The organism is Microbacterium sp. ABR10 (assembly GCF_057812175.1).
Genome location: NZ_CM173821.1, coordinates 2722815 through 2744833, shown reverse-complemented (window position 1 = coordinate 2744833; position 22019 = coordinate 2722815). Strand labels below are relative to the sequence as shown.

The 22019-nt window shown below is 70.1% G+C and carries 28 protein-coding genes and 2 tRNA genes; 15 read left to right on the top strand and 15 right to left on the bottom strand.

The genetic code is table 11. The annotated features are described in order from the left end of the window. Positions 1-52 precede the first annotated feature (52 nt). Together ACXKZF_RS12755 and ACXKZF_RS12750 are read left to right on the top strand one after the other, a co-directional pair. Positions 53-124 (top strand) — tRNA-Thr (locus tag ACXKZF_RS12755). A 34-nt stretch (positions 125-158) separates the two neighbouring features. Further along, positions 159-232: transfer RNA gene (locus tag ACXKZF_RS12750), tRNA-Met, on the top strand. A gap of 51 nt (positions 233-283) precedes the next feature. On the opposite strand, the gene ACXKZF_RS12745 is transcribed toward ACXKZF_RS12750, so the two are convergent. After that, on the bottom strand, positions 284-658 hold the full coding sequence (locus tag ACXKZF_RS12745) for a hypothetical protein (protein ID WP_488984427.1): 375 nt from the start codon (positions 656-658) through the stop codon (positions 284-286). 136 nt (positions 659-794) lie between these two features. On the opposite strand from ACXKZF_RS12745, the gene ACXKZF_RS12740 reads away from it, so the two are divergent. Continuing rightward, the gene (locus tag ACXKZF_RS12740; protein WP_488984426.1) at positions 795-1103 is read left to right on the top strand and encodes a hypothetical protein; all 309 of its coding nucleotides are present in this window, start codon (positions 795-797) and stop codon (positions 1101-1103) included. Between the two features lie 31 nt (positions 1104-1134). Here the strand turns inward: ACXKZF_RS12740 and ACXKZF_RS12735 are convergent, their stop codons facing one another. Further along, positions 1135-1326 carry a zf-TFIIB domain-containing protein gene (locus ACXKZF_RS12735; RefSeq protein WP_488984425.1) on the bottom strand — a complete coding sequence of 64 codons (192 nt, stop codon included), beginning with the start codon at positions 1324-1326 and terminating at the stop codon, positions 1135-1137. A gap of 60 nt (positions 1327-1386) precedes the next feature. Here ACXKZF_RS12735 and ACXKZF_RS12730 point away from each other — a divergent pair, with 60 nt between their 5' ends. Further along, positions 1387-2319 carry an aldo/keto reductase gene (locus ACXKZF_RS12730; protein ID WP_488984424.1) on the top strand — a complete coding sequence of 311 codons (933 nt, stop codon included), beginning with the start codon at positions 1387-1389 and terminating at the stop codon, positions 2317-2319. A gap of 158 nt (positions 2320-2477) precedes the next feature. Here the strand turns inward: ACXKZF_RS12730 and ACXKZF_RS12725 are convergent, their stop codons facing one another. From ACXKZF_RS12725 to ACXKZF_RS12685, 9 genes are all read right to left on the bottom strand, one after another. Then, the gene (locus ACXKZF_RS12725; protein ID WP_055955956.1) at positions 2478-2861 is read right to left on the bottom strand and encodes a hypothetical protein; all 384 of its coding nucleotides are present in this window, start codon (positions 2859-2861) and stop codon (positions 2478-2480) included. Continuing rightward, positions 2858-3850 carry a hypothetical protein gene (locus tag ACXKZF_RS12720; protein ID WP_488984423.1) on the bottom strand — a complete coding sequence of 331 codons (993 nt, stop codon included), beginning with the start codon at positions 3848-3850 and terminating at the stop codon, positions 2858-2860. The genes ACXKZF_RS12725 and ACXKZF_RS12720 overlap by 4 nt, the downstream gene beginning before the upstream one ends. Further along, the gene (locus tag ACXKZF_RS12715) at positions 3837-4352 is read right to left on the bottom strand and encodes an RNA polymerase sigma factor (protein ID WP_055955962.1); all 516 of its coding nucleotides are present in this window, start codon (positions 4350-4352) and stop codon (positions 3837-3839) included. Before ACXKZF_RS12715 ends, ACXKZF_RS12720 begins: the two co-directional genes overlap by 14 nt. A gap of 277 nt (positions 4353-4629) precedes the next feature. After that, complete coding sequence (locus ACXKZF_RS12710; protein WP_488984422.1) at positions 4630-4779, bottom strand: hypothetical protein; 150 nt, start codon at positions 4777-4779, stop codon at positions 4630-4632. A gap of 47 nt (positions 4780-4826) precedes the next feature. Next, positions 4827-5450 carry a TetR/AcrR family transcriptional regulator gene (locus ACXKZF_RS12705; protein WP_488984421.1) on the bottom strand — a complete coding sequence of 208 codons (624 nt, stop codon included), beginning with the start codon at positions 5448-5450 and terminating at the stop codon, positions 4827-4829. Positions 5451-5462: 12 nt separating this feature from the next. After that, complete coding sequence (locus ACXKZF_RS12700) at positions 5463-6869, bottom strand: dihydrolipoyl dehydrogenase family protein (protein ID WP_488984420.1); 1407 nt, start codon at positions 6867-6869, stop codon at positions 5463-5465. Positions 6870-6944: 75 nt separating this feature from the next. Continuing rightward, positions 6945-7205: a hypothetical protein gene (locus ACXKZF_RS12695; protein WP_055955971.1), complete on the bottom strand. Its 261-nt coding sequence runs from the start codon at positions 7203-7205 to the stop codon at positions 6945-6947. Then, entirely contained in the window at positions 7202-8044 is an 843-nt protein-coding gene (locus ACXKZF_RS12690; RefSeq protein WP_243223881.1) for an NAD-dependent epimerase/dehydratase family protein, read from the bottom strand. Before ACXKZF_RS12690 ends, ACXKZF_RS12695 begins: the two co-directional genes overlap by 4 nt. A gap of 91 nt (positions 8045-8135) precedes the next feature. Beyond that, positions 8136-8552 (bottom strand): Asp23/Gls24 family envelope stress response protein, encoded by a 417-nt coding sequence (locus ACXKZF_RS12685; protein WP_055957136.1) that lies wholly within the window; start codon positions 8550-8552, stop codon positions 8136-8138. Between the two features lie 121 nt (positions 8553-8673). On the opposite strand from ACXKZF_RS12685, the gene ACXKZF_RS12680 reads away from it, so the two are divergent. The 6 genes from ACXKZF_RS12680 (at position 8674) to ACXKZF_RS12655 (ending at position 13316) form a co-directional block, all read left to right on the top strand. Further along, positions 8674-9216 (top strand): RNA polymerase sigma factor, encoded by a 543-nt coding sequence (locus ACXKZF_RS12680; RefSeq protein ID WP_055955977.1) that lies wholly within the window; start codon positions 8674-8676, stop codon positions 9214-9216. A 5-nt stretch (positions 9217-9221) separates the two neighbouring features. Beyond that, complete coding sequence (locus tag ACXKZF_RS12675) at positions 9222-9794, top strand: Asp23/Gls24 family envelope stress response protein (RefSeq protein ID WP_156459194.1); 573 nt, start codon at positions 9222-9224, stop codon at positions 9792-9794. Further along, on the top strand, positions 9791-10111 hold the full coding sequence (locus ACXKZF_RS12670; RefSeq protein WP_488984419.1) for a hypothetical protein: 321 nt from the start codon (positions 9791-9793) through the stop codon (positions 10109-10111). The genes ACXKZF_RS12675 and ACXKZF_RS12670 overlap by 4 nt, the downstream gene beginning before the upstream one ends. 71 nt (positions 10112-10182) lie before the next feature. After that, positions 10183-11028 (top strand): SDR family oxidoreductase, encoded by an 846-nt coding sequence (locus ACXKZF_RS12665; RefSeq protein ID WP_488984418.1) that lies wholly within the window; start codon positions 10183-10185, stop codon positions 11026-11028. A gap of 126 nt (positions 11029-11154) precedes the next feature. Next, positions 11155-12159 (top strand): pyridoxal-phosphate dependent enzyme, encoded by a 1005-nt coding sequence (locus ACXKZF_RS12660; RefSeq protein WP_488984417.1) that lies wholly within the window; start codon positions 11155-11157, stop codon positions 12157-12159. Beyond that, positions 12156-13316, top strand: a complete 1161-nt coding sequence (locus ACXKZF_RS12655) for a cystathionine gamma-synthase (protein WP_243223885.1) — start codon at positions 12156-12158, stop codon at positions 13314-13316. The genes ACXKZF_RS12660 and ACXKZF_RS12655 overlap by 4 nt, the downstream gene beginning before the upstream one ends. Before the next feature lie 446 nt (positions 13317-13762). On the opposite strand, the gene ACXKZF_RS12650 is transcribed toward ACXKZF_RS12655, so the two are convergent. Beyond that, the gene (locus tag ACXKZF_RS12650) at positions 13763-14398 is read right to left on the bottom strand and encodes an NADPH-dependent F420 reductase (RefSeq protein ID WP_488984416.1); all 636 of its coding nucleotides are present in this window, start codon (positions 14396-14398) and stop codon (positions 13763-13765) included. Positions 14399-14744: 346 nt separating this feature from the next. On the opposite strand from ACXKZF_RS12650, the gene ACXKZF_RS12645 reads away from it, so the two are divergent. From ACXKZF_RS12645 to ACXKZF_RS12630, 4 genes are read left to right on the top strand one after another with little or no spacing between them, the layout of a single operon-like run. Further along, positions 14745-15563 (top strand): sulfite exporter TauE/SafE family protein, encoded by an 819-nt coding sequence (locus ACXKZF_RS12645; RefSeq protein WP_327037572.1) that lies wholly within the window; start codon positions 14745-14747, stop codon positions 15561-15563. A gap of 33 nt (positions 15564-15596) precedes the next feature. Then, a complete protein-coding gene (locus ACXKZF_RS12640; protein WP_488984415.1) occupies positions 15597-16046 on the top strand; it encodes an FAS1-like dehydratase domain-containing protein in 450 nt (149 codons plus the stop codon). Further along, positions 16043-16447 (top strand): MaoC/PaaZ C-terminal domain-containing protein, encoded by a 405-nt coding sequence (locus tag ACXKZF_RS12635; protein WP_055956000.1) that lies wholly within the window; start codon positions 16043-16045, stop codon positions 16445-16447. Before ACXKZF_RS12640 ends, ACXKZF_RS12635 begins: the two co-directional genes overlap by 4 nt. Continuing rightward, positions 16447-17583 carry a UDP-N-acetylmuramate dehydrogenase gene (locus tag ACXKZF_RS12630; RefSeq protein WP_488984414.1) on the top strand — a complete coding sequence of 379 codons (1137 nt, stop codon included), beginning with the start codon at positions 16447-16449 and terminating at the stop codon, positions 17581-17583. The genes ACXKZF_RS12635 and ACXKZF_RS12630 overlap by 1 nt, the downstream gene beginning before the upstream one ends. Before the next feature lie 211 nt (positions 17584-17794). On the opposite strand, the gene ACXKZF_RS12625 is transcribed toward ACXKZF_RS12630, so the two are convergent. Further along, entirely contained in the window at positions 17795-18994 is a 1200-nt protein-coding gene (locus tag ACXKZF_RS12625) for a pyridoxal phosphate-dependent aminotransferase (RefSeq protein WP_055956006.1), read from the bottom strand. A 39-nt stretch (positions 18995-19033) separates the two neighbouring features. After that, positions 19034-19360: a hypothetical protein gene (locus ACXKZF_RS12620; RefSeq protein ID WP_488984413.1), complete on the bottom strand. Its 327-nt coding sequence runs from the start codon at positions 19358-19360 to the stop codon at positions 19034-19036. Between the two features lie 54 nt (positions 19361-19414). Here ACXKZF_RS12620 and ACXKZF_RS12615 point away from each other — a divergent pair, with 54 nt between their 5' ends. Then, the gene (locus tag ACXKZF_RS12615) at positions 19415-20707 is read left to right on the top strand and encodes a chloride channel protein (RefSeq protein ID WP_488984412.1); all 1293 of its coding nucleotides are present in this window, start codon (positions 19415-19417) and stop codon (positions 20705-20707) included. A 225-nt stretch (positions 20708-20932) separates the two neighbouring features. On the opposite strand, the gene ACXKZF_RS12610 is transcribed toward ACXKZF_RS12615, so the two are convergent. Beyond that, positions 20933-21760, bottom strand: a complete 828-nt coding sequence (locus ACXKZF_RS12610) for a DUF559 domain-containing protein (protein ID WP_488984411.1) — start codon at positions 21758-21760, stop codon at positions 20933-20935. Between the last annotated feature and the right edge of the window lie 259 nt (positions 21761-22019).

The following is a 22019-nucleotide window of genomic DNA, read 5'->3' as shown; positions in this document are numbered from 1 at the left end:
AGGGTGTCGCGGTCTGATAACCTCTTCAAGTTGCCCGGAGCGATCCGGGTACGCCCCGATAGCTCAGTGGTAGAGCACTTCCATGGTAAGGAAGGGGTCGTCAGTTCAATCCTGACTCGGGGCTCAAGGTGTCCACCTCTGAATAGTGGATGCCGTGCGGCGGGGTAGCTCAGTTGGTGAGAGCGCACGACTCATAATCGTGAGGTCGCGGGTTCAAGCCCCGCTCCCGCTACCGAAGACACAGAGAAGCCCCGGCTCGCGCCGGGGCTTCTGTCGTCTTGGCTCAGGCCGCGCGCCGGCCGCTCTCCCGGTCCCATTCCAGCGACTTCCACTGCAGGAAGGTGCAGAGGTTGCTGGCGACGACGTATTCGGCAGCGAGGCTGGCGATGTCGTGCACCGACATCACCAGGTCATCCGGGCGCTCGGTGAGAGTCAACTCCCATATCGGGTCGTCGTAACTGCGCGGCTTCATGAAGATCGACGTCGACGCGTTCCGCAGCCTCAGGATGACGAGCCCGGTGTCGTCGGTGTCTCCGTCTTCCTGAGGAGCGACGGTGATGGAGCCGGCGATGCAGTGCTCTTCCTGCTCGAACTCCTTCACCCAGCTTTCGAGCTGTGCGTGGGAGCGGCGGGGTGGCGAGTCTTCGAGCGGTCGCATATGGGGAGTATGCCACCCCGGCCGCACCGACCCCCGCGGATGCGTTCGTCTCGACAGGTGGAAGCGAAGTGTGAGACAAGCTCCTCATCGGGGCAACCCCATGGGGTATCCCATGGGCGACGGCTAGCGTGCGCCCATGCCGAACAGTATCGAGCGGGTCCACCTCACCGTGGATGGTTCGACGTTCGCGCTCGGGCCCCTCGAGTCCCTGGACGACCTGCGGGACCAGGTGCTGCGCGCTGCGCGAGCCGCCGGCGGCTTCCTCAACGTCACCGTCGACGGCGGACAACGCCTCAGCTTCTTCGTGACGACGACGACGTCGATCGTCATCGCGGTCGCGACCGTGCCGCTCAGCGCGGATACGGCCGACGGACGAGGCCTGCAGCACACCCCGGGGATCGACCGGGACTACAACGACGGCGACATCCCCTTCGACGTCATCTAGGGCCGGGTGGAACGGGGCTCTGCCCCGGCGCTCAATCCCAGCGCGTGTCCCGCTCCTCGTCGTCGCCCTCTCGCGCGGAGTCCGCTGCGGGCCACTCCACCTGGAACCCGCATTCGCGACACTCGTCAGCCCGGATGCCCTCGTCGAGGAGCGGATGCATCGTCACGCCGCAGGCGGGGCAGATGGGCTGCGCCTCGTCGGCGAAGGCGTTCGTGTAACTCATGGACCCTCCGTTGCCTCGGCGACATCTCGATTGTGCCCGCAGCGCGGATAACGTCGGAGCATGCCCGCTTCTTCCGCCCGCCTGGGTTTCGGTCTGGCCGCCGTCGGCCGGCCGGCGTACATCACCACCGACCGCGCTGACGACCTGGGTGATCCGGTCGACCGCTCGATCTCGGCGCTCCGGGCGCGCGCACACCTCTTGCTCGATGAGGCGTGGGTTCTCGGCATCCGTTACATCGATGTGGCGCGCTCGTACGGGCTCGCCGAGGAGTTCCTCGGGGGCTGGCTCGCGGCGCATCCCGAGAGACGTTCCGAGCTCGTCATCGGCTCGAAGTGGGGCTACGCCTACGTCGGCGAGTGGAAGATGGATGCCGCCGTGCACGAGCGCAAAGAGCACTCGGCGGCGATGTTCGACCGGCAATGGCCCGAGACGCTCGCGGCTCTCGGTTCTCCGCCGGATCTGTACCTGATCCATTCCGTCACCCCCGACAGCCCCGCGCTCGCCGACATCGAGGTGCTCCAGCGGGTGCGACATCTGCGGGCCGAGGGCGTGCGGGTCGGGCTGTCCACGAGTGGTCCGCGCCAGGCCGACGTCATCCGCGCGGCGATGCGCCTGGACGACTGTCCCTTTACCGTCGTGCAGTCCACCTGGAACCTGCGAGAGTCCTCGGTCGGCGGCGCGCTTGTGGAGGCGCACGACGCGGGCTGGACCGTGGTGGTCAAGGAAGCGCTTGCCAACGGCGAGCTCGCGTCCGCCGCGCCGGGCGGAGCCCTCGCGTCTGCGGCATCCGGGGTCGCCCCCGACCTCTTCGCGCTCGGTGCGGCGCTCTCGCAGCCGTTCGCGGACATCGTGCTGAGCGGGGCGACGACGCTCGCTCACCTCCGCCGCGGCGTCGAGGCGCGAGCCCTGGAGGTCGACCGCTCGGTGCTCGCCGAGCTCGCGACCGATCCGAGCGACTACTGGCGCCGCCGGTCGGAACGCCCCTGGCGCTGAGCCGTCCGCGCGTTCTGCGGGGGCCCGCGGCTCGCCGGCGCCGGATCCCGCGGCAGCATTTCGCGCGAAAGCCCGCAACGGCACTCCCACGCGGAAGAGCACGGCGGCACCCCGGCAAGGAAAGCCGCCCCCGGCCCTGCCCTAAGCGGACCGGCAGGTCAGGGAACGCACCGCACGTCGGCGACACTGCCCGACACGTTCGCCCACGAGCCCGCGATCGCGGTGGCCAGCACCGACCCCGACGACGACCGCGCCTGCGCGTAACCGGCGGAGCGGGCATTGGCGATGGAGCGCACCGTCATGCCGGGTGCGTATGTTCCGCACGACGACCACGACACTCGTGTGCCCGACAGCCCCGTGCCGTTGAAGGCGCATACGTTCCCGGTGGCGCAGCTGCCGACGGCCTTGTCATCTTCGGGAGGGACGTCCATGCTCATGCCGAGCTCGGGCCAGTGCGCGTGGGTCGCGTCGATCACGACCCCGCCGGGGAGGTCCTCGAGGGCCGCGGCGATGTCGGGGTGGAGGTTCTCGGGTGCGGTCATTGCGGAGCGTCCTTCCTGTCGCGTACATCCCACAGGATGTAGTCGGTGATCGATCCGGCGGGGAGCTTGAGGTTGGGGCTGTCCTCGACGAGAGCCGATTCGTACCCCACGATGCGGCCCGTCTCCGTGGAGATGAGCAGCGTGACGTCGGAGGTGGTCGCGGTCGAGGGGATGCCGCCGAGCCCGACGACAGGGCGACCCAGGCGGTCGTTCGTGACGCCGAGGACGCGCAGCCCGGGGGCGGATGCGACCACGTCGAGCAAGGCCGACTGCTGGCTCCCCGTGAGCGTCCATTCGCTCTGCAAGGACCGCACTCCCAGCATCACGTCACCCGCCGTGAGGGCTTCGCTCGCGCCCGTCGAGGCGACGATCAGCGATCGCATGGCGTCAGCGGTCGGCGCGGGTGGTGTGCGCGAGAGCGGGGAGAACTGGTTCTGCACGAACTGCAGATCGCCCACCACGGTGCCGGGGGTCGGATCGTCCGCGGGCACCGTGTCGCCGTCGGCGTTGGTCGCCTCGGCCGCGAGGGTGACGATCGACCCGGAGAGATTCTCGGCCCAGCGCACGTCCACCCACTCGCGACGGAAGACCGTGGCCTCCGCTTCATCGGGCGAGCCGCTGAAGTACCACCCCAGCGACAGCGATCGACGCTCCGGCGCGAGCGGCGTCGTCGACTCGGCCAGACGGAGCTGCGCTTCGGCGATGACCCGCGACGCATCGTCGGCGACGGCGGAGTAGACGAGGGGCTTGGGGGTGAGGGCGTGGGCCGAGGGTGCCGGCATCCAGAGCACTCCCGACACGATGGCGAGCACGAGCACCACGGCCGCGGCGGCGGAGGCGATGGCGAGGGTCGGACGGCGTCGACGGGTGCCGGGACGGCCGACGATCTCGCGCAGACGTCGTTCCGCGTCGAGAGGGATCGGGGCGTCGACCGGGGTACGCGCGGGGTCCAGGCGGCGCAGTGCACCGGCGAGCTCATCGTCGTTCATCGCGCACCTCCTCGCCGGTCGAGGTCGAACTCAGAAGCAGGGGGCGTAGTCGTGCGCGCAGACGGTTGAGCCGCGTCCACACGGCGCCCTCGCTCAGCCCGATCACGACCGCGACCTCGGCGGCGGAGAGTTCCTCCCAGTACGTCAGCCAGAGTATTTCGCGCTCGCGTTCGGGCAGCGCCCGGATGGCATCCAGCAGCCGCGCGGTCATCGTGGGCTCCGCCTCGCTCGCGAGGGTGCGTACGTGGTCCTCGATATGCGTCCACAGGGCCCCCTCTCGATCACGTCGCCGGTATTCATTCGCAATGAGATTGCGTGCGGTGCGGTACAACCACGGCAGTCCGAACGGCTCTCGGGGATCGCGTTTGCGCCAGGCGATCTCGAAGCAGTCCATCGTGAGGTCGGCGGCGGCCTCGCGATCCGAGACGCGCCGTTCGATGAATCGGAGAACGGCGTTGTGGTGCTCGCGGAAGAGCGCCACGAAATCCGACTCGTCGATCACCGGTGTAGGTCTCCGTGCATTCGAAAAGGAAGTGTTTGGACAAGGCGAATCCTTACACGTCGAAGTGACGGAGATTTTTTTCGGGGGGCTGTAAGGATCGTCGTCCGGTAGACACCGCACTGATGGGGGTGGGTGTCCTCTCCGGCTTCGAGACGACACCCGCACGCCCGCCGACAGATGTTCGGGACTGACCTCGGCGGGTGAGGGGTTGCACTGCGTGGGGGCAGTGCAACCCCTCGGATCTCCGCCATCGATCCAGGATGCCAGAGCGCCCGCGTCAGTTCGGATCGACGTTCAGGTTCGTGATGCGTGCCGTCGCGATGAGCCGTTCGGCGTCGTCGCGGACGGCGACGTCGTACGTCGCCGCACGGCGTCCACGATGCCCGGGCGTTGCCACAGCGTGGATGCGACCCCTCGCGCGCGACACGATTGCTGATCGTTCGGTCGATGAAGGCTCAGTGGTCCGCGCGGCGTTCAAGGTGTGCGCAGGCCGTCGAGGGCGATGCGCACGACGTCGGCACCGAGGCGTCCGCCGTCGACACTGCCGCCGGGGCGGTACCACTCCACGACGGAGTTGATCATGCCGAACAGCAGGCGCGCGGCGACCGCCGCGTCGACGTCGTCTCGCACACTGCCCTCAGCCTGCGCTGCGGCGACGAGGGCGGTGACCCTGTGGTCGAAGACGCGCCGCCGCTCGAGCGCCGCCTGCTCGACGGGGCTGTTCCCGCGCACCCGCAGCAGCAGCGTCACCGCGGGCAGCTGTGCGACCAGCACGTCGGTCGCACCGACGAGCACGAAGCGCAGGCGGTCGGTGGCCGCCCCCGCGGACGCGCGGGGATCGTCGAAGACCGCCTCGAGACCCCCCAGGGCCGCCTCCAGAGCCACCGACAGGAGCTCCTCCTTCGAGGAGAAGTGGTGGTAGAGCGCCGATTTGGCGAGCCCCAGACGTCGGGCGAGGTCGGACACGCTCGTGGCGTCGTAACCCTGTTCGTTGAACACCCGCACGGCGACGGCGAGGATGCCCTCGCGGTCGTAGCCCGGACGCCCGCGCCGCGCGGGGGAGTCGGCGGGGGTCGTGGCGGGGTTCGCGGCGGTCACGATGTCAGTGTGTCACTCCAGCAGGGCGGGAGAGTCGCTACGCAGGAGCGCGCGCGCCGCGTTGCCGATGACCGCGCTGTAGGTGGGATAGGCGAAGCGCACACCGGCGAGGGTGGCGACGTCGATGCCCGCGGCCATCGCCGTCGTGACCGACTGGATGACCTCTACGGCGTTCTCGCCCACCGCGTGCGCTCCGAGGACGAGCTCGCGGCGACGATCGGCGATGAGCGTGAGGAAGCCGCTCTCGCGGTCGTCGATCACGGCACGGTCGAGGTCGGCGAACCGTACCGTCGCGACGACGCACGAGGGGTCGCGGTCGCGCGCCTGCTCTTCGGTGAGCCCGACGCCGGCGTAGTCGGGGTCGGTGAACCCGCCGGCGGGGAGAAGATGGTGCGGGGTGCGTCGGTTCGCGCCGAGCACCGCATTCTCGGCTGCTGCCTCGCCCTCGAACTGCGCCGCCTGCACGAGCATGTCGCGACCATTGGCGTCGCCCACCGCGAGGATGTGCGGCACGATCGTCCGGAAGTAGCGGTCGACGGGGATCGCCGATCGTTCCACCTCTATGCCCGCGCGTTCGAGACCGAGGTCTTCGACATCTGCGGGCCATCCCGTGGCCATGATGACCACGTCGACATCGACGGCGTGCGCCTCGTCGCTCTCTCGCCAGGTCAGGCGGATCGCGCCGTCGCGCTCGTCGAGGCGCTCGACCGTGTCGATCCCCGTGTGCACGGCGACGCCGTGCGCGACGAACGACTCGGCGATGGCGGCGGAGATCCGGGCGTCGGATGCCATGAGCACGCGCGGCGCGACGTCGAGAAGCGTGACCTCGGCGCCGAACGAACGGAACACCGTGACCAGCTGTGCTCCGGTGTTGCCCGCGCCGATCACGGCGACGCGGCGGGGGAGCTCGGTCAGGGACAGCACGTCCTCCGGGACGGTCGCGAGCTCGGCCCCGGGAATCGGGAGGCGTCGGGAGTGCCCGCCGACGCACACGAGGATCGACTCCGCGCGCACCCGGCGGCCACTGTCGAGCGCCAGGGTGTGGTCGTCGACGAAGCGCGCGCGACCCTCGTGGATCAGGTCGATGCCCGCCTCGGCGAAGCGCTCCGCCTCGCGCTTGATGGAGCGCACGGCATCCACTCGTTCGTGCACGCGGGACACCACCGCCGACCAGTCCACCCGAGGCTCGTCGACGACGATGCCGTAGTCGTCAGCCGAGCGGGTCTCGCGCATGAGCCGTGCGGCCTTGGCCAGAACGCGAGTGGGGACGCAGCCGGTGTTGACGCACGTACCGCCGACGCGGCCGGCTTCGAGGACGACGACGGACGCCCCGAGCTCCGCCGCGCGGAGGGCCGCAGCCGTTCCGGCCGGACCGGCGCCGATCACGGCGATGTCGTAGCTGTCGGCGGGCTCGCTCACGGTGGTCCTCCTGGCTGGTCGGTGACCCCAGTCAAGCCCGCACCGGCGAGGCGGCTGCGGGGGTTGCGCCGCGGGTCAGAACCCCTCGTAGATGTCGGTCGCGGTCAGCCCCGTACCGCCGAGAGCGTGCACCCCGGGGGCGGGATGCAACTCGAACGTCTCACCGTCGTGCAGGAGCACGGCGGTGTAGTCGCCGCGGGTGTCGAGCTTGAGCTCGTATCGACCCGTGTCGATCAGTCGCAGGGTCACCACCGCACCGCTGCGGGCCAAGAAGCTGACCTCCTTCTCGTGGGCGGTCGGCAGCGGAATGGCCGGCTGATCGTCGTCAGGAGTCATCTGTGATCGCGCCACGAGTGCTGCGGGTCGTAGCCGAGCAGACGCCGCGCCTTGTCGATCGACAGCAGCGTCGTGTTCTCGCCCACTTCGCCCCGGGTCTCGACGCCCGGGAAGATCTCGGCGACCAGTTCGGCGTTCGGACGGGTCATGACCGTGTCGGCGGCCGCGATGATGAATGTGTCGAAGCCGGTCGGTGCGGTCTCGAGGGCGCGCTGGATCGACTGCGCGCCGTCGCGCGCGTCGATGTAGCCCCATAGATTCCACTTGCGCGTGCGCGCGTCGGCGTCGAAGGGGAACTCCGCGTAGTCGGCGGGGACCATGACGTTCGAGAACCGGAGCGCCGTGATCGAGAGGTCGGGATGCCACCTCACCAGCTCGGTCGCGAGTCGCTCTTCGAGTGTCTTCACGAGCGAGTAGACCGACTCGGGGCGAGGAGCGTACTCTTCGTCGACCGGGATGTAGGGCGGCGGGACGTCGAACGGCAGCCCCAGCACCGTCTCGCTGGAGGCGTAGACGATCTTGCGGATGCCGAGCCGCACGGCAGCCCAGAACACGTTGAACGTGCCCGTCATGTTGTTGTGGAACGTGGCGATGTCGGAGCGGATGCCGGGCGCGGGGATCGCCCCGAGGTGAACCACGGCGTCGAAGCCGGTGTGCTGGTCGTTCACCCCGGCGAGGGCGTCGATCACCTGGCCGTAGTCCGTGAGCTCGACCTGAACGAATCCGGGGCCGCGTTCGCCGTGGATGTCGAGGCCGATGACGTCGTGGCCGGCGGCCCGCAGTTCGCGGGCGACGACGGTGCCGAGCTTGCCGGAAGAGCCGGTGAGGGCGATGCGCATGGAGATCCTTCAGGTCGGGATGGTGTCGAAGATAGCGTCGAGCACCGACACCGGGCGGCGGGTTGACGTCGGAGACGCTCAGGGTCGCGGGTCAGTGAACCCGCGCCTCTTCCGCGTCGTCCTCGTCGTCGCCGGGGATGAACACGTCGACCACCGTCACGTTGACCTCCACGACCTTCATGCCCACGATGTCGGTGATCGCCTTCTCAACGGCCGAGCGCACGTTCGCGGCGACGCGCTGGATGCGCTCGGGGTAGTCGACCTGGATGGCGATGTCGGCGGCGACTTCGGTCTCGCCCACCTCGACGCTGACGCCCTGGGCGTAGTCCTTGGCGCCGACGGCCTGACGGATGTTGCCGATGACGCGGGCGGCGCCGCCGCCGAGGGCGTGCACGCCGGGCACTTCGGCTGCGGCGATGCCAGCGACCTTGGCGACCACGGGGTCGACGATGACGGTCTTGCCCCCGTTGCTGCGGGCGTCGCGGGGGAGGGAGGCGTTCTGTGCCATGAGGAACATCCTTTCGTCAAGATCCCGGGCCATATCGACCGTGGGGGTGTTCGCTGAGTGGACGGAACCGATTCGTGAAACGTCACGGATCGAGACTGAGAAATTTCTGACAGGAACCGCGATGCCCTCTTTGTCCTCCGCCACCGACGCGTTCCTCGCGTCGCGGGCGGCCGACGGCGACCAGCTCGCCTTCGGCGTGCTGGTGCGACGGCACGCGCCATTCCTCGTCGCCTTCGCAACGCGGTTGACGGGCTCGCGCGCCGACGCCGATGACTGCGTGCAGGAAGCCCTCATCACGGCCTGGCGTCGTCTTCCCGATCTCACCGATCCCGAGAAGGTGCGCAGCTGGCTCACCACGATCGTGTCGCGCAAGGTCACCGACCGGATGCGCTCGCGCAAGATCTCGGAGCAGATCGACGAGCAGATGGTGTCGGCCAAGGACGACCCCGAGCGCTCCGTTGTGGCATCTTCACAGATGGAGGCGCTGAAGAAGGTGCTCGCCGACCTGCCCGAGGAACTGCGGGTCGTGTGGGTGCTGCGCGAGGTCGGCGGCCACAGCTACGACGAGATCGCCGTCGAGGTCGGTGAGACCGCGGCGACGGTGCGAGGCCGCCTCGCCCGCGCCCGTAAGACCGTGTTGGAACGCATGCAGGAGTGGAGGTGACCGGAATGAGCGAGCACAGCGAAGAAATCGGAGGTTCGGGGTACTCCCTCGAAGACCTCTCGGCCTATCTCGATCGTGGGCGCACCCCCCGTATCCCCGCCATCGAGCGCAACGCCGAGTGCCAGGCGATCCTGGCATCCATGGAGCGGATGGGTCGCCTGTCCCGCGAGATCGTGGAGGAGCAGGCGGCCGAGCCTCTCGCCGAGTCCTGGTACGACAGCATCATGCGGCAGGTGATGCGGGAGTTCCGCGCCGGCCGCGACATCCCGCTCGCCCGCACCGACGACGGTACGGAGATCGTCGTCACCGAGGGAGCGATCTACGAACTCATCCGCACCGTCGGCGACGGCGTCGAGGGCGTGCTGGTCGGCCGCGTGCGCCTGAATCAGCCGGAGCCCGGGGCCCCGCTCGAGGTGCGCGTCACCGTGAGCGTGCGCTTCGGTCGCGCGATGGCCGTGGCGGTCGAAGAAATGCGCACCGGCATCCGCACGGCGATCGAGCACCACGGCGACCTGAAGGTGGGCCGCGTCGACGTCACCGTGGGTGACGTGCACACGGACGAGGGAGAAGACGAATGACTGCGATCACCGCCGCAGAACTGGCCCCGCGTATCGACCTCGCCGTGACTGCGGTCGAGGGGGTGCGAGAGACGTATTCCGCCCGTCCCGTGGTGGCCCGCGCGTTCGAGCACGTCGCCGAGGTGGAGGGTTCGCTCGCTTCCGTCGAAGAGGCGGCCGGAGCCCGCGCGATCACCGTGTGCATCGGGGTGTCGCAGACCGACGACGCGGCGAGCGTCGCCACCGCCGTCGCCGCCGCCGCGCGGGGCGCGGGTGTCGACGACGTGCCGTCTCGCGTGCGGGTGCGAGTGGCGCGTCTGGTGGTCCCCTCCTCCTGAGTCGTTTCACGGACTGGGGGGTCGGCGGCGGCTTACGCTGGGAGCACCGCTCGTTCCCTCCCGGAGGCCGAATGCCCACGCCCGTCATCGCCGTCACCGGATCCACCGGCGCCGTGGGAGGTCGCGTCGCCCGCGATCTGGCCGCCCGCGGCATCCCCCAACGCCTTCTGGTGCGCGATGCATCGCGCGCCCCCTCCCTCGAGGGCGCGGAGGTGCGGGTGGCCCGGTACTCCGACGGGGATGCCGCCCGCGCGGCCCTGCAAGGGGTCGAGACGCTCTTCATGGTGTCGGCGTCGGAGACCGCCGACCGCGTCGAGCACCACCGCACCTTCGTGGAGGCGGCTGCTGCCGCCGGCGTCCGTTCGATCGTCTACACGTCGTTCCTGGCGGCGGCCCCGGACGCCGTCTTCACGCTCGGCCGTGATCACGCTGCGACGGAGGACGTCATCCGCGGCTCGGGGATGACCTGGACGTTCCTGCGCGACAACTTCTACATGGACATGATGGAGCTCTTCGCCGGTGATGACGGCGTCATTCGGGGTCCGGCCGCCCACGGGCGGTGCTCGCTCGTCTCCCGCTCCGACGTGGCGGCCACCGCGGTGTCGGTGCTCCTCGATCCCGCCGACCACGCCGACATCTCGTACGACCTCACGGGTCCCGAGGCGCTGACGCTGGCGGAGGTGGCCGAGAAGATCTCCGCGGTGCGAGGTCACCCCGTGCGGTTCGTCGACGAGAGCCTCGACGAGGCCTACGCGTCGCGTGCGGCGTACGGCGCCCCGCGCTGGCAGGTCGACGCGTGGGTCAGCACCTACACGGCGATCGCGAGCGGTGACCTCGCCGCCGTCTCCGACGATGTCGAACGGGTGACCGGCCGCGCGGCCCAGAGCTTCGACGAGTTCCTCGGTGCCGTGTCGTGACGCCGGAGCAGTCGCGGTATGCTAGCGGCGTGCTGACCTGTCGCTGTTGTCGCTGAACGCTCTCCGCGTTCTTTCGACGACCCCGTCAGCCGCGCCCTCCGGCGCATTCATCCTCAGGAATCCATCGTGCGTTACGCCCACAGCGTCGCCGACCTCGTCGGCAATACCCCCCTCGTCCGTCTGGCGCGCGTGACCGATGGCATCGCCGCCACCGTGCTCGCGAAGATCGAGTACTTCAACCCCGGCGGGTCGGCGAAAGACCGCATCGCCGCCAACATCGTGGATGCCGCCGAGCGCGACGGCCTGCTGCGTCCGGGCGGCATGATCGTCGAGCCCACCAGCGGCAACACCGGGGTCGGTTTGGCGCTCATCGCCCAGCAGCGCGGGTATCGCTGCGTCTTCGTTGTGCCCGACAAGGTCGCCGAAGACAAGCGTGCCGTCCTCCGGGCCTACGGCGCCGAGGTCGTGGTGACGCCGACGAACGTCGAGCCCGACGACCCGAACTCGTACTACAGCGTCTCCGACCGCCTCGTGCGCGAGATCCCGGGCGCCTTCAAGCCCAACCAGTACGCCAACCCGAATGGTCCGCGCAGTCACTACGAGACCACCGGTCCCGAGATCTGGCGTGATACGGAGGGCGAGATCACCCACTTCGTCGCCGGCGTCGGCACGGGAGGCACGATCACCGGCACCGGTCGCTACCTGCGCGAGGTCGCGGGGGATCGCGTGCGCATCGTGGGCGCCGACCCGGTGGGCTCGATCTACTCGGGCGACGAGATCCACGGCTATGACGTCGAGGGTGTCGGCGAGGACTTCTGGCCGCCGGCCTTCGACCCCTCGCTCGTCGACGGGTACGAGCGCGTATCCGACGCCGAGTCGTTCGCGATGACGCGGCGCCTCGCACGCGAGGAGGGGCTGCTCGTGGGCGGTTCCAGCGGCATGGCCGTCGTCGCCGCCCTCCGCGTCGCCCGCGATCTCCCCGCCGACGCGGTGGTGGTCGTGGTGCTGCCCGACCACGGCCGCGGTTACCTCAGCAAGATCTTCGACGATGACTGGATGATCGGGCGGGGCTACGACGTTGCACCGGTGGCATCCGTCATTCCTCCGAGCACCCAGGAGCACTCTTCATGAGCACCCACGACGCCGCCCGCGGTTTCGACAGCCTCGCCGTCCACGCGGGCCAGACCCCCGACGAGACGACCGGTGCGGTCATCCCGCCGCTCCACGTGTCCACCACCTACGCGCAGGACGGCATCGGCGGCCTCCGCGGCGGCTACGAGTACGGCCGCAGCGGAAACCCCACGCGCACCGCGCTGGAGTCGCAGATCGCCGCACTCGAAGGGGCCGTCCGCGCCCTGTCGTTCGCCTCCGGCCTGGCCGGCGAGGACGCGCTGCTGCGCGCGGCGCTCGTCCCCGGCGACGAGGTGCTGATGGGCAACGACGTCTACGGCGGCACCTACCGCCTGCTCGCCCGCGTGCTGGGCCCGTGGGGCATCACGCTGCGCGTGGTCGACATGAGCGACTTGGATGCCGTGGCCGCCTCCATCGAGGAGCGCGCTCCGAAGATGGTCTGGGTCGAGACGCCCAGCAACCCGATGCTGCGTATCACCGACATCGCCGGTCTCGCCCGCCTGGGGCACGCGGTCGGCGCGATCGTCGTCGTGGACAACACCTTCGCCTCGCCGGCGTTGCAGCGTCCCATCGCGCTGGGAGCCGACGTCGTGGTGCACTCGGCAACGAAGTACCTGGGCGGCCACAGTGACGTCGTCGGCGGCGCGCTGGCCTTCGCCGACGCCGACCTCGCCGAGAAGACGCAGTTCCTGCAGTTCGCCGCGGGAGCGGTGTCGGGGCCGTTCGACGCCTACCTCACCACGCGCGGGATCAAGACGCTCGGCATCCGCATGCAGCGTCACAGCTCGAACGCGCAGGCCGTTGCCGAGCACCTGGCCGGCCACGATCGGGTCGCGACGGTGTACTACCCGGGCCTCCCCGCGCACCCGGGCCACAAGCTCGCGGCGACACAGATGAGCGGCTTCGGCGGCATCGTCTCGCTCGCCCTGGCCGACGGCGCGACCGCCCGTCGTTTCGCGGAGTCGACGCGTCTGTTCACCCTCGCGGAGTCCCTGGGCGGTGTGGAGTCGCTCGTGAACTACCCGGATGCCATGACCCACGCGTCCGTGCGCGGCACCGAGCTCGCGGTGCCCGACACCATCGTGCGTCTGTCGGTGGGCATCGAGTCCGTCGACGACCTCATCGCCGACGTGGATCGGGCGCTCGCGTCGCTCTGAGCCCACCCTGCCCGGGCGTTCGGTCGCCGGCGTAGGTTGCCGGCGTCGGTCGCCGGCGTAGGTGACCCGGTGTGGGCGGCCGGGGCCCCGGCATCCATGCATGAACGCGATCCGCGCGCATAAACACGGGGAGGGTGTGTTTATGCGTGCATATGGCGTTTATGGGTGTGTTGGGGGTTGGGCCCTCGTTGATGGGGCGCGCGGCGCGGGTATCGCGGCGGCGGTGTCGGATTGCGGCATCCACGCATAAACGCGATCCGCGTCTATAAACACGGCGGGAGCGCGTTTATCGGCGTGAATCGCGTTTATGGTGCGGCGCGGCGCGGGTCAGGCGCCGGGCGCGGGTCAGGCGCCGGGCGCGGGTCAGACCCACGCTCGGCGCGTCGCGGACCAGCGCGGACCGGCGCGGACCGGCGCGGGTCGGGCCCGGCCGTCGCGGCCCGACGTCAGCGCTCGGCGCGAGCCAGGTTCCGCGTCAGCTCGTCGGCGTTCTGACGTACGACGTAGGCCGGCTGATCGCGCTCGACGCGCCAGCTCTCGCTGAGCGGACCGACGTTGACGGTGTCGAAGCCGAACTCGTCGTAGACACGGGCGACGAGGGCGACGGCCTCGTCGGAGTCGCTGGAAGTGGCGAGTGCGCGACGGTTCTCGTTGCCGGCGGGGGAGCCGTCGGTGAGGATGTCAGCGGCCTTGATGTGGTTGAACGCCTTCACCACGTGCGACTGCGGCAGGTGGTCCTGAAGCATCTGCGAAGTGGTCGTCTTCTTCTCATCGAGTTCGGCGATCTGTCCGTCGCGCTCGAAGTAGTAGTTGTTGGTGTCGAGCACGGCCTTGCCGGCGAGCGGGGCGACGGGCACCTCGGCGATCGCCTTCAGCGGCACGGTGACGACGACGATGTCGCCGGCTTCTGCGGCATCCTGGGCCGTTGCCGCGCGGGCGTTGTCGCCGATCGACGACACGAGGTCGGTGAGCGTCTCGGGCCCTCGGGAGTTGGCGATCACGACGTCGTAGCCGTTCTTCGCGAAGCCCTTCGCGAGCGCCGAGCCGATGTGTCCTGCTCCGATGATTCCTACGGTTGTCATGCTGGACTGCAACGGCACCCGCGGGGGACGCATTCCCGCCTCCGAACGAAAAACTAGCGGCATAAGTATTTAGCACTCCGAGCTACCGTCGTCAACCGGTCGATCGGCGGGGGTGGCGCGATTATCGTCATCTTGTCGCACCCTCACGCGAGTGGTCGCCGGCCGGTGTTCGGGTCACCGTCCAGCTTGACCTGTGAGGGCGACGGCCCCCGGTGGACGCGGCTTCGGACCACCGGGGGCCGCTTTCTTTTCCGGGGCGGCACGTTCCCCGGCGGGTGTCGTTTCGTCGCGCACCGCGCGAGTGGAAGACTGGTTGGTCGGTGGCGCTTCGCCGCCGTGGACCGTCTTGCGAAGGAACCCCGAGCCCGTGACCCCCGACACCCGCCCCGTCCGCTCCACCCGGTTCTACGCCGTCTGCATCGGCGTGGGTCTCCTGGCCGGACTCCTGTCCGGGCTCTTCGGCGTGGGCGGCGGCACCGTCATCGTGCCCCTGCTCGTGCTCCTGCTCGGTTTCGACCAGCGGCTCGCCGCGGGAACCTCTCTCGCGGCCATCGTGCCCACGGCATCCGTCGGCGTGATCTCGTACGCGGTACACGGGTCGGTGGCGTGGCTTCCCGCCCTCATCCTGGCCGCCGGTGCCGTGGTCGGCGCGCAGATCGGCACCTGGCTGCTCCCGAAGCTGTCGCAGACCGCGTTGCGGTGGTCGTTCGTGGCGTTCCTCGCCATCGTCATCGTCAGCCTCTACTTCGTCGTGCCCTCGCGCGACGCCGAGCTCGTCCTGACCTGGGTCACCGGACCGCTGCTCGGGGTGCTCGGTGTGATCACCGGCATCCTGGCCGGCCTCCTCGGCGTCGGCGGCGGCATCATCGTCGTGCCCGCGCTCATGCTGCTCTTCGGCACCAGCGACCTCATCGCCAAGGGCACCTCGCTGCTGATGATGATCCCCGCGGCCGTTTCGGGGACCGTCGGCAACCTGCGCCGATCCAACGTCGACCTGCGAGCGGCGGCGTTCGTCGGGCTCGCTGCCTGTACGACGACTGCGTTGGGCGCCTTCATCGCCACGCTCGTCGATCCGCTCGTCGGCAACATCCTCTTCTCGGTGTTCCTGGCATTCATCGCCGTGCAGATGGGGATCAAGGCCGTCCGCGGTCGCCACCAGCGCTGAGAGGGCGACCGGTCGCGTCGATAGACTGACTCGATGCCCGTGAATCCCGAACTGGTCGGTCGCGCCTTCCCGCCGACCGCGCCGTATCTGGTCGGTCGAGAGAAAGTGCGCGAGTTCGCGCGCGCCGTCTTCGCCGACGCCCCGCAGCACGTCGACCCCGAAGCGGCTCGCGCACTCGGCTATGCCGACGTCGTCGCCCCGCCGACGTTCGCCATCGTCATGCAGGACATCACGCTGCAGCAGATGCTCGGCTACCCGGAATCCGGCATCGAGCTGTCACGCGTCGTGCACGCCGAGCAGCGTTTCCGTTACTCGCGGCCGATCGTCGCCGGAGACGAACTGGTCGCCACGCTGACGGTCGCCGGCGTCCGAGCGATGCGGGGCAGCTCCATGGTCACGATGGAGGCCGAGGTCGTGGATGCCGACGGCGCCCACGTCGTGACCACCACCAGCATTCTTCTCGTGGGGGACTCCGACGCATGAGCGATTTCACCGTGGGCCAGATCATCGCCGAACGCTCCGTGCACCTCACGCGCGAGTCGCTCGTGCGGTACGCGGGCGCATCGAACGACTTCAACCCCATCCACTACAACGACGACGTGGCCGCGGCGGTCGGCCTGCCGGGCGTGCTCGCGCACGGCATGCTCACGATGGGGATCGCCGTCGGGATCGTCTCCGACGCCCTGGGGGACCCCGGCCTGATGGCCGAGTGCGGCGTGAAGTTCACGCGTCCCGTGATCGTGGACGCCATGACCGGCGCCGACATCCACGTGCGCGCCGAGGTCGGTGCCATCGACGACGAGACGGCGCGCGTCGACCTCACCGTCCGGTTCGCCGACACCTCCGTGCTCGGCAAGGCGCAGGTACGGGTGCGGGTGAGCTGATGCCCGAGGTCGCCCCGATCCCGCTGTCGCGACTGACGACCCTGCGCACCGGAGGGAAGCCCGCCCGCCTGGTCGACGCGCACTCCACCGACGAGCTGGTCGCCGCCCTTCGCGAGGTGTGGGCCGACGGAGAGCCCTGGTTGGTGCTCGGCGGCGGGTCCAACATCTTCGTGGACGACGAGCCCTTCGACGGCACCGTCATCCGCGTGCGGTCGACCGGCATCGAGGAACTGCCCGGGTCGCATGACGCCGCCGTGCGCCTTCGGGTGCAGGCCGGCCACGACTGGGATGCGCTCGTCGCCGAGACCGTCGCGCGCGGGTTCGCCGGCATCGAGGCGATGTCGGGGATCCCCGGTACGGTCGGTGCGGCGCCGGTGCAGAACATCGGCGCGTACGGGCAAGAGATCGTGCAGACCCTCGTCGAGGTGGAGCTGATCGATGAGGCGAACGGCGAGGTGTCGGTCGTTCCCGCCTCCGAGCTCGGACTCGGGTTCCGCACCTCCGTCCTCAAGCAGCACTACGGCTCCACGCCCCGGCGCACCGCCGTCATCCTCTCGGCGACGCTCGAGCTCGCGCGCGTCGGCGACGGGGAGCGTCCGATCGCGGGCGAACAGCTGCGCTCCGCCCTGGGACTGGATGCCGCCGACACGGTGTCGCTGCGCTGGATCCGCGACCACGTCCTCGCCACCCGTTCGCGCAAGGGAATGGTCCTCGACGACGAAGACCCCGACACCTGGAGTGCCGGCTCCTTCTTCCAGAACGCCATCGTTTCCGAGGCGTTCGCCCGGACACTCCCCGCGGCGTGCCCGAAGTGGCCCCTGTCGCCGGAGCTCGACGCGGTCAGGGTGATCCCGCTGGCCGCGTTCGACGGCATCCTTCCGCCTCCCCCCGTCGAACAGCGCGAGGTGAAGGTGAGCGCGGCCTGGCTGATCGAGAACGCCGGGCTCTCGCGCGGTTTCCGTTTCCCGCGCTCGCGCGCCGGCCTGTCGACCAAGCACACGCTCGCGCTGACCAACCGCGGCGAGGCCACAGCTGCGGAGATCGCCGAACTCGCCCGCTTCGTGCAGAGCCGGGTGGCGTCGGAGTTCGGCCTGGTGCTGCAGCCCGAGCCGGTGCTGGTGGGCGTCGAGCTGTAGCCCCGCCGGCTGCCCCGGCCGGTGACGGATGGAGGGCCGGGGACGTGCGGAGGACGGACCGCGTCATGCGGTCCTCCGCTGATCCCCGGCCCTCCGCTCGTCACGTGGTTCCGCCGCGACGGACTCGGCCGCCTCGCGTTCTGACCGCCCCGGCCGCTCGCGCTGCGACGACCTCAGGGCCCCGGCGCGGGACCCTGGGCGCGGCGCGGACTCAGGCGAACAGACGCTGGAGGCGCTGCACGCCCTCGAGCAGCTGCTCGTCGCCGAGCGCGTACGACAGGCGTAGGTAGCCGCTGGGGCCGAAGGCCTCGCCGGGGACGACGGCGACCTCGGCCTGCTCGAGGATGAGATCGGCCAGCTCGAGGGAAGACGTGGGGGTCACGCCGCCCCACGTTCGGTTCAGCAGCCCCTGCACGTCGGGGTACACGTAGAACGCGCCGAGGGGGTTAGGGACCTCGACGCCGTCGATCTTCGACAGTTCCGACACGATCAGGCGGCGGCGACGGTCGAACGCCTCACGGAACTGCTCGACCTCGCCCTGGGGCCCGTTCAGGGCTGCGGCGGCGGCGCGCTGGGCGACGTTGTTGACGTTGCTCGACAGGTGCGACTGCAGGTTGGCGGCGAGCTTCATGGCATCCGCCGGTCCCACCATCCAGCCCACGCGCCATCCGGTCATGGCGTAGGTCTTGGCGACGCCGTTGAGCAGGATCGTCTGCTCGGCGAGTTCGGGAACGGCCTCGACGATCGAGACGGCGCGGACGCCCTCGTAGGTGAGGTTCTGGTAGATCTCGTCGGTGATGACCCAGATGCCGTGCTCGAGGGCCCAGCGGCCGATCTCGGCGGTCTCCTCGGCGGTGTACACCGAGCCGGTCGGGTTCGACGGCGAGACGAACACGAGCACGGTCGTCTTGTCGGTGCGGGCGGCCTCGAGCTGGGCCACGGTGACCTTGTAATCCTGGTCGGCGCCGGCGAACACCTCGACCGGGGTCCCGTCGGCCAACGCGATGGCCTCGGGGTATGTCGTCCAGTACGGAGCCGGCAGCAGCACCTCGTCGCCGGGGTTCACGACGGTCTGGAACGCCTGGTACACCGCCTGCTTGCCGCCGTTGGTCACGATGACCTGCGACGGGGTCACCTCGAGGCCCGAGTCGCGGAGCGTCTTGGCCGCGATCGCCTCGCGCAGCACCGGGAGACCCGCGGCGGGGGTGTAGCGGTAATTCGCCGGGTTCTGCAATGCGTCGGCTGCGGCATCCACGATGAACGAAGGGGTCGCGAAATCGGGCTCTCCGGCCGCATAGGAGATCACCGGACGGCCGGCGGCCTGGAGGGCCTTGGCCTTGGCGTCGACCTTGAGGGTCGCGGACTCGGCGATAGCGGACAGCTTGCGGGAGAGAGGAGCACGGGAAGTCACGGACCCGAGCCTAGTGTTCCGATCCCGGCGCGCCGAGGGTCAGATCGCCGATCCCACCCACAGCAGGAAGGGCGGAAGCAGCAGCAGGATGCCGACCACCACCGCCACGATCGAGATCGCCCGTGGGCCGCGGCGTCTCACCCCCACCACGACACCGATCGCCCCCAGCACCACGACGAGGGCACCGTCGAGGACGAGGAGCGGAAGGAGCACGATCCCGAGCCACCAGATGGCGTTCATCTCGGGGATCAGGCCGATCAGGATCACCGCCAGCGTCGGCAACACCACGAGGCTCGCGAGGCACACTGCGACGATGCCGAGGACGTCGATGCCGCGCCGGGGCAGCGGGGGAGGCGGGGGCGTCATGCCGTCACGCTAGCGCGCCGTCGGCGCGACACACGGGTCGGTTACCGTGAGCGGGTGACAGCGCTCACCACGCCCCTCCGCTCCCGACGCCGTGGACTCGGCTCGCTCGTCCGGCTGGGAGCTGCGACCGCACTCGTCGGCGTCGGCGCGGGTCTCGCCGTGTTGCTGCTCGTCTGGACCGTCCACAGCCTGGAGCACCTCGTATGGGGTCACGAGGAGGGGCCGTTCCTCGACGGCGTCGCCTTTCCCGACCCCTGGTGGCTTCCGATAGCGACGGTGGGCGGGGCCGGCGCCGTCGTCGCCGTGGGGTGGTATCTGCTCCGCCGGTTCGGTCGACGTCTCGCCACGGTCGAGCAGGGCGTAGACGGGGCGCGGATGCCCTGGTGGGAGACACTCGCGGACACCGTCCTGCAGGTGGCGTCGGTGGCGATGGGAGCATCGATCGGCAAGGAGGTCGCGCCGCGCGAACTGTCGGCGATGGCGGGGTCGAAGATCGTGCGGTGGTTCCGCCTCGACGCCCGATGGTCCCGCATCCTGATCGCCGCAGCCGCCGGGGCCGGTCTCGCCGCCGTCTACAACGTGCCCCTTGGCGGTGCCCTCTTCGCCATCGAGATCCTGCTCGCGCAGTTCAGCGTCGGCGCTGCGGTGGTCGCGCTCGCCGCCAGCTCGATCGCGACGCTCGTCGCGCGGCCGCTCGTCGGCGACGGATCGCTGTACTCCGTGGCATCCGTCGAGGTGAACGCCTCGCTCATCGTCGCCGCGATCCTCATCGGGCCGCTGATGGGGTGGGGCGCGTCGAGCTTCTCCGCCGTGACCAGGACGCTCGCGCGGTTCCGTCCCGAGGGGTGGCGGCTGCTCGTGGCCCTGCCCGTCGCGTTCGCGGCCGTCGGAGCGCTCGGCGCGGTCTTCCCTCTCATCCTCGGCAACGGTCGCGCGTTGGCGGCGGCGGGCTTCGACCTCTCCCAGCCCGCGATCCTGCTCATCGCGCTCGCCGTGATGAAGTACGTCGCGACCTCCGTCTCGCTCGGTGCCGGGGCGATCGGCGGCACGCTGCAGCCGTCGGTCGCGATCGGCGCGGCACTGGGCGCCGCAGCGGCCGCCGGTTGGGCGTTCGTGTGGCCGGGAGCCGATGGCACGGCGTTGGCGATCGTGGCGGCCGCCGCCTTCCTGGCATCCACGATGCGTGCGCCCTTCACCGCGATCGCGCTCGTCATCGAGTTCACCGACACCGGTTTCACCCTCTTGGTGCCGATCTTCCTCGCCGTCGCGGGCTCGCTCGCTGCCTCTCGCCTGACCTCGCGCGAGAGCCTGCGGCGCTTCGCGCCGATGGATCCGGCGCGGGCGTAGCGCGCTCCGGCCACATCGGCGTGCCCGTGCATATCGGCGGGCCCGTGCATATCGGCGGGGCCGTGCACATCGGCGGGGCCGTGCACATCGGCGGGCCTTTCTTCGACGCGCCGGTTCGCGACGCCCGAGAGCGGGGTGTCGGTGAATTCGCCCGCCGTTGTGCGCGGGTCAGCACGCGGGGTTCTCGTGCGGCCGCCTGGTGCGCCGGGAACAGGGTCGGCGGCGTCAACGGAAGCGGTGCCGGCCGCGGTCGACGTGGGCGAGGATGGCGAGCTCGACCGTCGGCCAATCGTGCACGACGAGGGCGTAGTCGAACCGCAGAGTGATGAAACCCCACGCGGCTGCATGAGCGTCCCGTTGCAGATCCCGGTGTCGATCCGCCGGCGCGTCGTGGTGCGCCGCGCCGTCCACCTCGACGATGAGTGCATCCCCGATGAGCAGGTCGACGCGGCCCACCGACACGATCCCGACCTGCGTCCGCACCGGAAGGTTCAATCGACGCAGCCGCCATCGCACGAGGGACTCGAGCCCGCTGTCGGCGTCGGATCGGGCGAACGTCATCGCGTCTCTCCCCGCCTCGTTGAGGTGATCTCGCAGCCACGCCCATGCGGTGGGAGTCAGCCGGCCCTGACGCAGCGCCGACTCCACCGCCACGAAGAACTCCTCGACGCCGCGGCACCGCAGGATCTGCCGGAGCACGCGTGCGATGGAGGGAATCGTGAAGGGGGAGTCGACGACGGCGTCATCTCGGTGGACAGCGCAGTCGCAGTCGTCGTGGGCGTGGTCGTGCCCGCCACGACGGAGCCAGACGTGTGACTGCTCACCGGGGTTCAGGACCCATAGCCCGAGATGCCGTGCCGCCGTCACGCACGCCACGGCTCCCCCGTGTCGCGCCGCGACGACGACCGGGTCGCAGGCGCCGCTGTCGGCGTACACCCCGCGTCGCAGGTGCACGAGGGAGCCCGATGCCGTCGCCGCGCCGATGTCCCGACGCGACAACCCCGCCCCGCGAAGGCCGGCGAAGGTCCGGATGCCATGACCGCTCTCGCACATGCCTCCACGATGGCCGCTGCCCCGTCGCTCCCGGCCTGGGGCGCGGGGATCTGTGGATGGCCGCCGCGTGGGGAGGAGTCGAGCGGTGCAGACGGCATCCCGAGCACAACGGCGGGCCCTTTCGTCGACACGCCGGAGCGGGACCCCGACCACTCGGCGTGCCGGAAAACCCCCCGCCGTTGTGCACCCACGAGGAGGCCGTGCGGCGGAGACGGTGGGTGGGGTTGCCGGGGGAATCGGGGCACAACGGCGGGCCCTC

Coding starts and splice junctions, on each gene's coding strand:
- ACXKZF_RS12670 (WP_488984419.1), top strand. CDS start 9,791: ATGACTGCGATCACCGCCGCAGAACTGGCCCCGCGTATCGACCTCGCC.
- ACXKZF_RS12675 (WP_156459194.1), top strand. CDS start 9,222: ATGAGCGAGCACAGCGAAGAAATCGGAGGTTCGGGGTACTCCCTCGAA.
- ACXKZF_RS12725 (WP_055955956.1), bottom strand. CDS start 2,861: ATGACCGCACCCGAGAACCTCCACCCCGACATCGCCGCGGCCCTCGAG.
- ACXKZF_RS12665 (WP_488984418.1), top strand. CDS start 10,183: ATGCCCACGCCCGTCATCGCCGTCACCGGATCCACCGGCGCCGTGGGA.
- ACXKZF_RS12695 (WP_055955971.1), bottom strand. CDS start 7,205: ATGACTCCTGACGACGATCAGCCGGCCATTCCGCTGCCGACCGCCCAC.
- ACXKZF_RS12630 (WP_488984414.1), top strand. CDS start 16,447: ATGCCCGAGGTCGCCCCGATCCCGCTGTCGCGACTGACGACCCTGCGC.
- ACXKZF_RS12730 (WP_488984424.1), top strand. CDS start 1,387: ATGCCCGCTTCTTCCGCCCGCCTGGGTTTCGGTCTGGCCGCCGTCGGC.
- ACXKZF_RS12640 (WP_488984415.1), top strand. CDS start 15,597: ATGCCCGTGAATCCCGAACTGGTCGGTCGCGCCTTCCCGCCGACCGCG.
- ACXKZF_RS12620 (WP_488984413.1), bottom strand. CDS start 19,360: ATGACGCCCCCGCCTCCCCCGCTGCCCCGGCGCGGCATCGACGTCCTC.
- ACXKZF_RS12690 (WP_243223881.1), bottom strand. CDS start 8,044: ATGCGCATCGCCCTCACCGGCTCTTCCGGCAAGCTCGGCACCGTCGTC.
- ACXKZF_RS12610 (WP_488984411.1), bottom strand. CDS start 21,760: ATGTGCGAGAGCGGTCATGGCATCCGGACCTTCGCCGGCCTTCGCGGG.
- ACXKZF_RS12650 (WP_488984416.1), bottom strand. CDS start 14,398: ATGACAACCGTAGGAATCATCGGAGCAGGACACATCGGCTCGGCGCTC.
- ACXKZF_RS12680 (WP_055955977.1), top strand. CDS start 8,674: ATGCCCTCTTTGTCCTCCGCCACCGACGCGTTCCTCGCGTCGCGGGCG.
- ACXKZF_RS12635 (WP_055956000.1), top strand. CDS start 16,043: ATGAGCGATTTCACCGTGGGCCAGATCATCGCCGAACGCTCCGTGCAC.
- ACXKZF_RS12685 (WP_055957136.1), bottom strand. CDS start 8,552: ATGGCACAGAACGCCTCCCTCCCCCGCGACGCCCGCAGCAACGGGGGC.
- ACXKZF_RS12740 (WP_488984426.1), top strand. CDS start 795: ATGCCGAACAGTATCGAGCGGGTCCACCTCACCGTGGATGGTTCGACG.
- ACXKZF_RS12735 (WP_488984425.1), bottom strand. CDS start 1,326: ATGAGTTACACGAACGCCTTCGCCGACGAGGCGCAGCCCATCTGCCCC.
- ACXKZF_RS12655 (WP_243223885.1), top strand. CDS start 12,156: ATGAGCACCCACGACGCCGCCCGCGGTTTCGACAGCCTCGCCGTCCAC.
- ACXKZF_RS12720 (WP_488984423.1), bottom strand. CDS start 3,850: ATGAACGACGATGAGCTCGCCGGTGCACTGCGCCGCCTGGACCCCGCG.
- ACXKZF_RS12745 (WP_488984427.1), bottom strand. CDS start 658: ATGCGACCGCTCGAAGACTCGCCACCCCGCCGCTCCCACGCACAGCTC.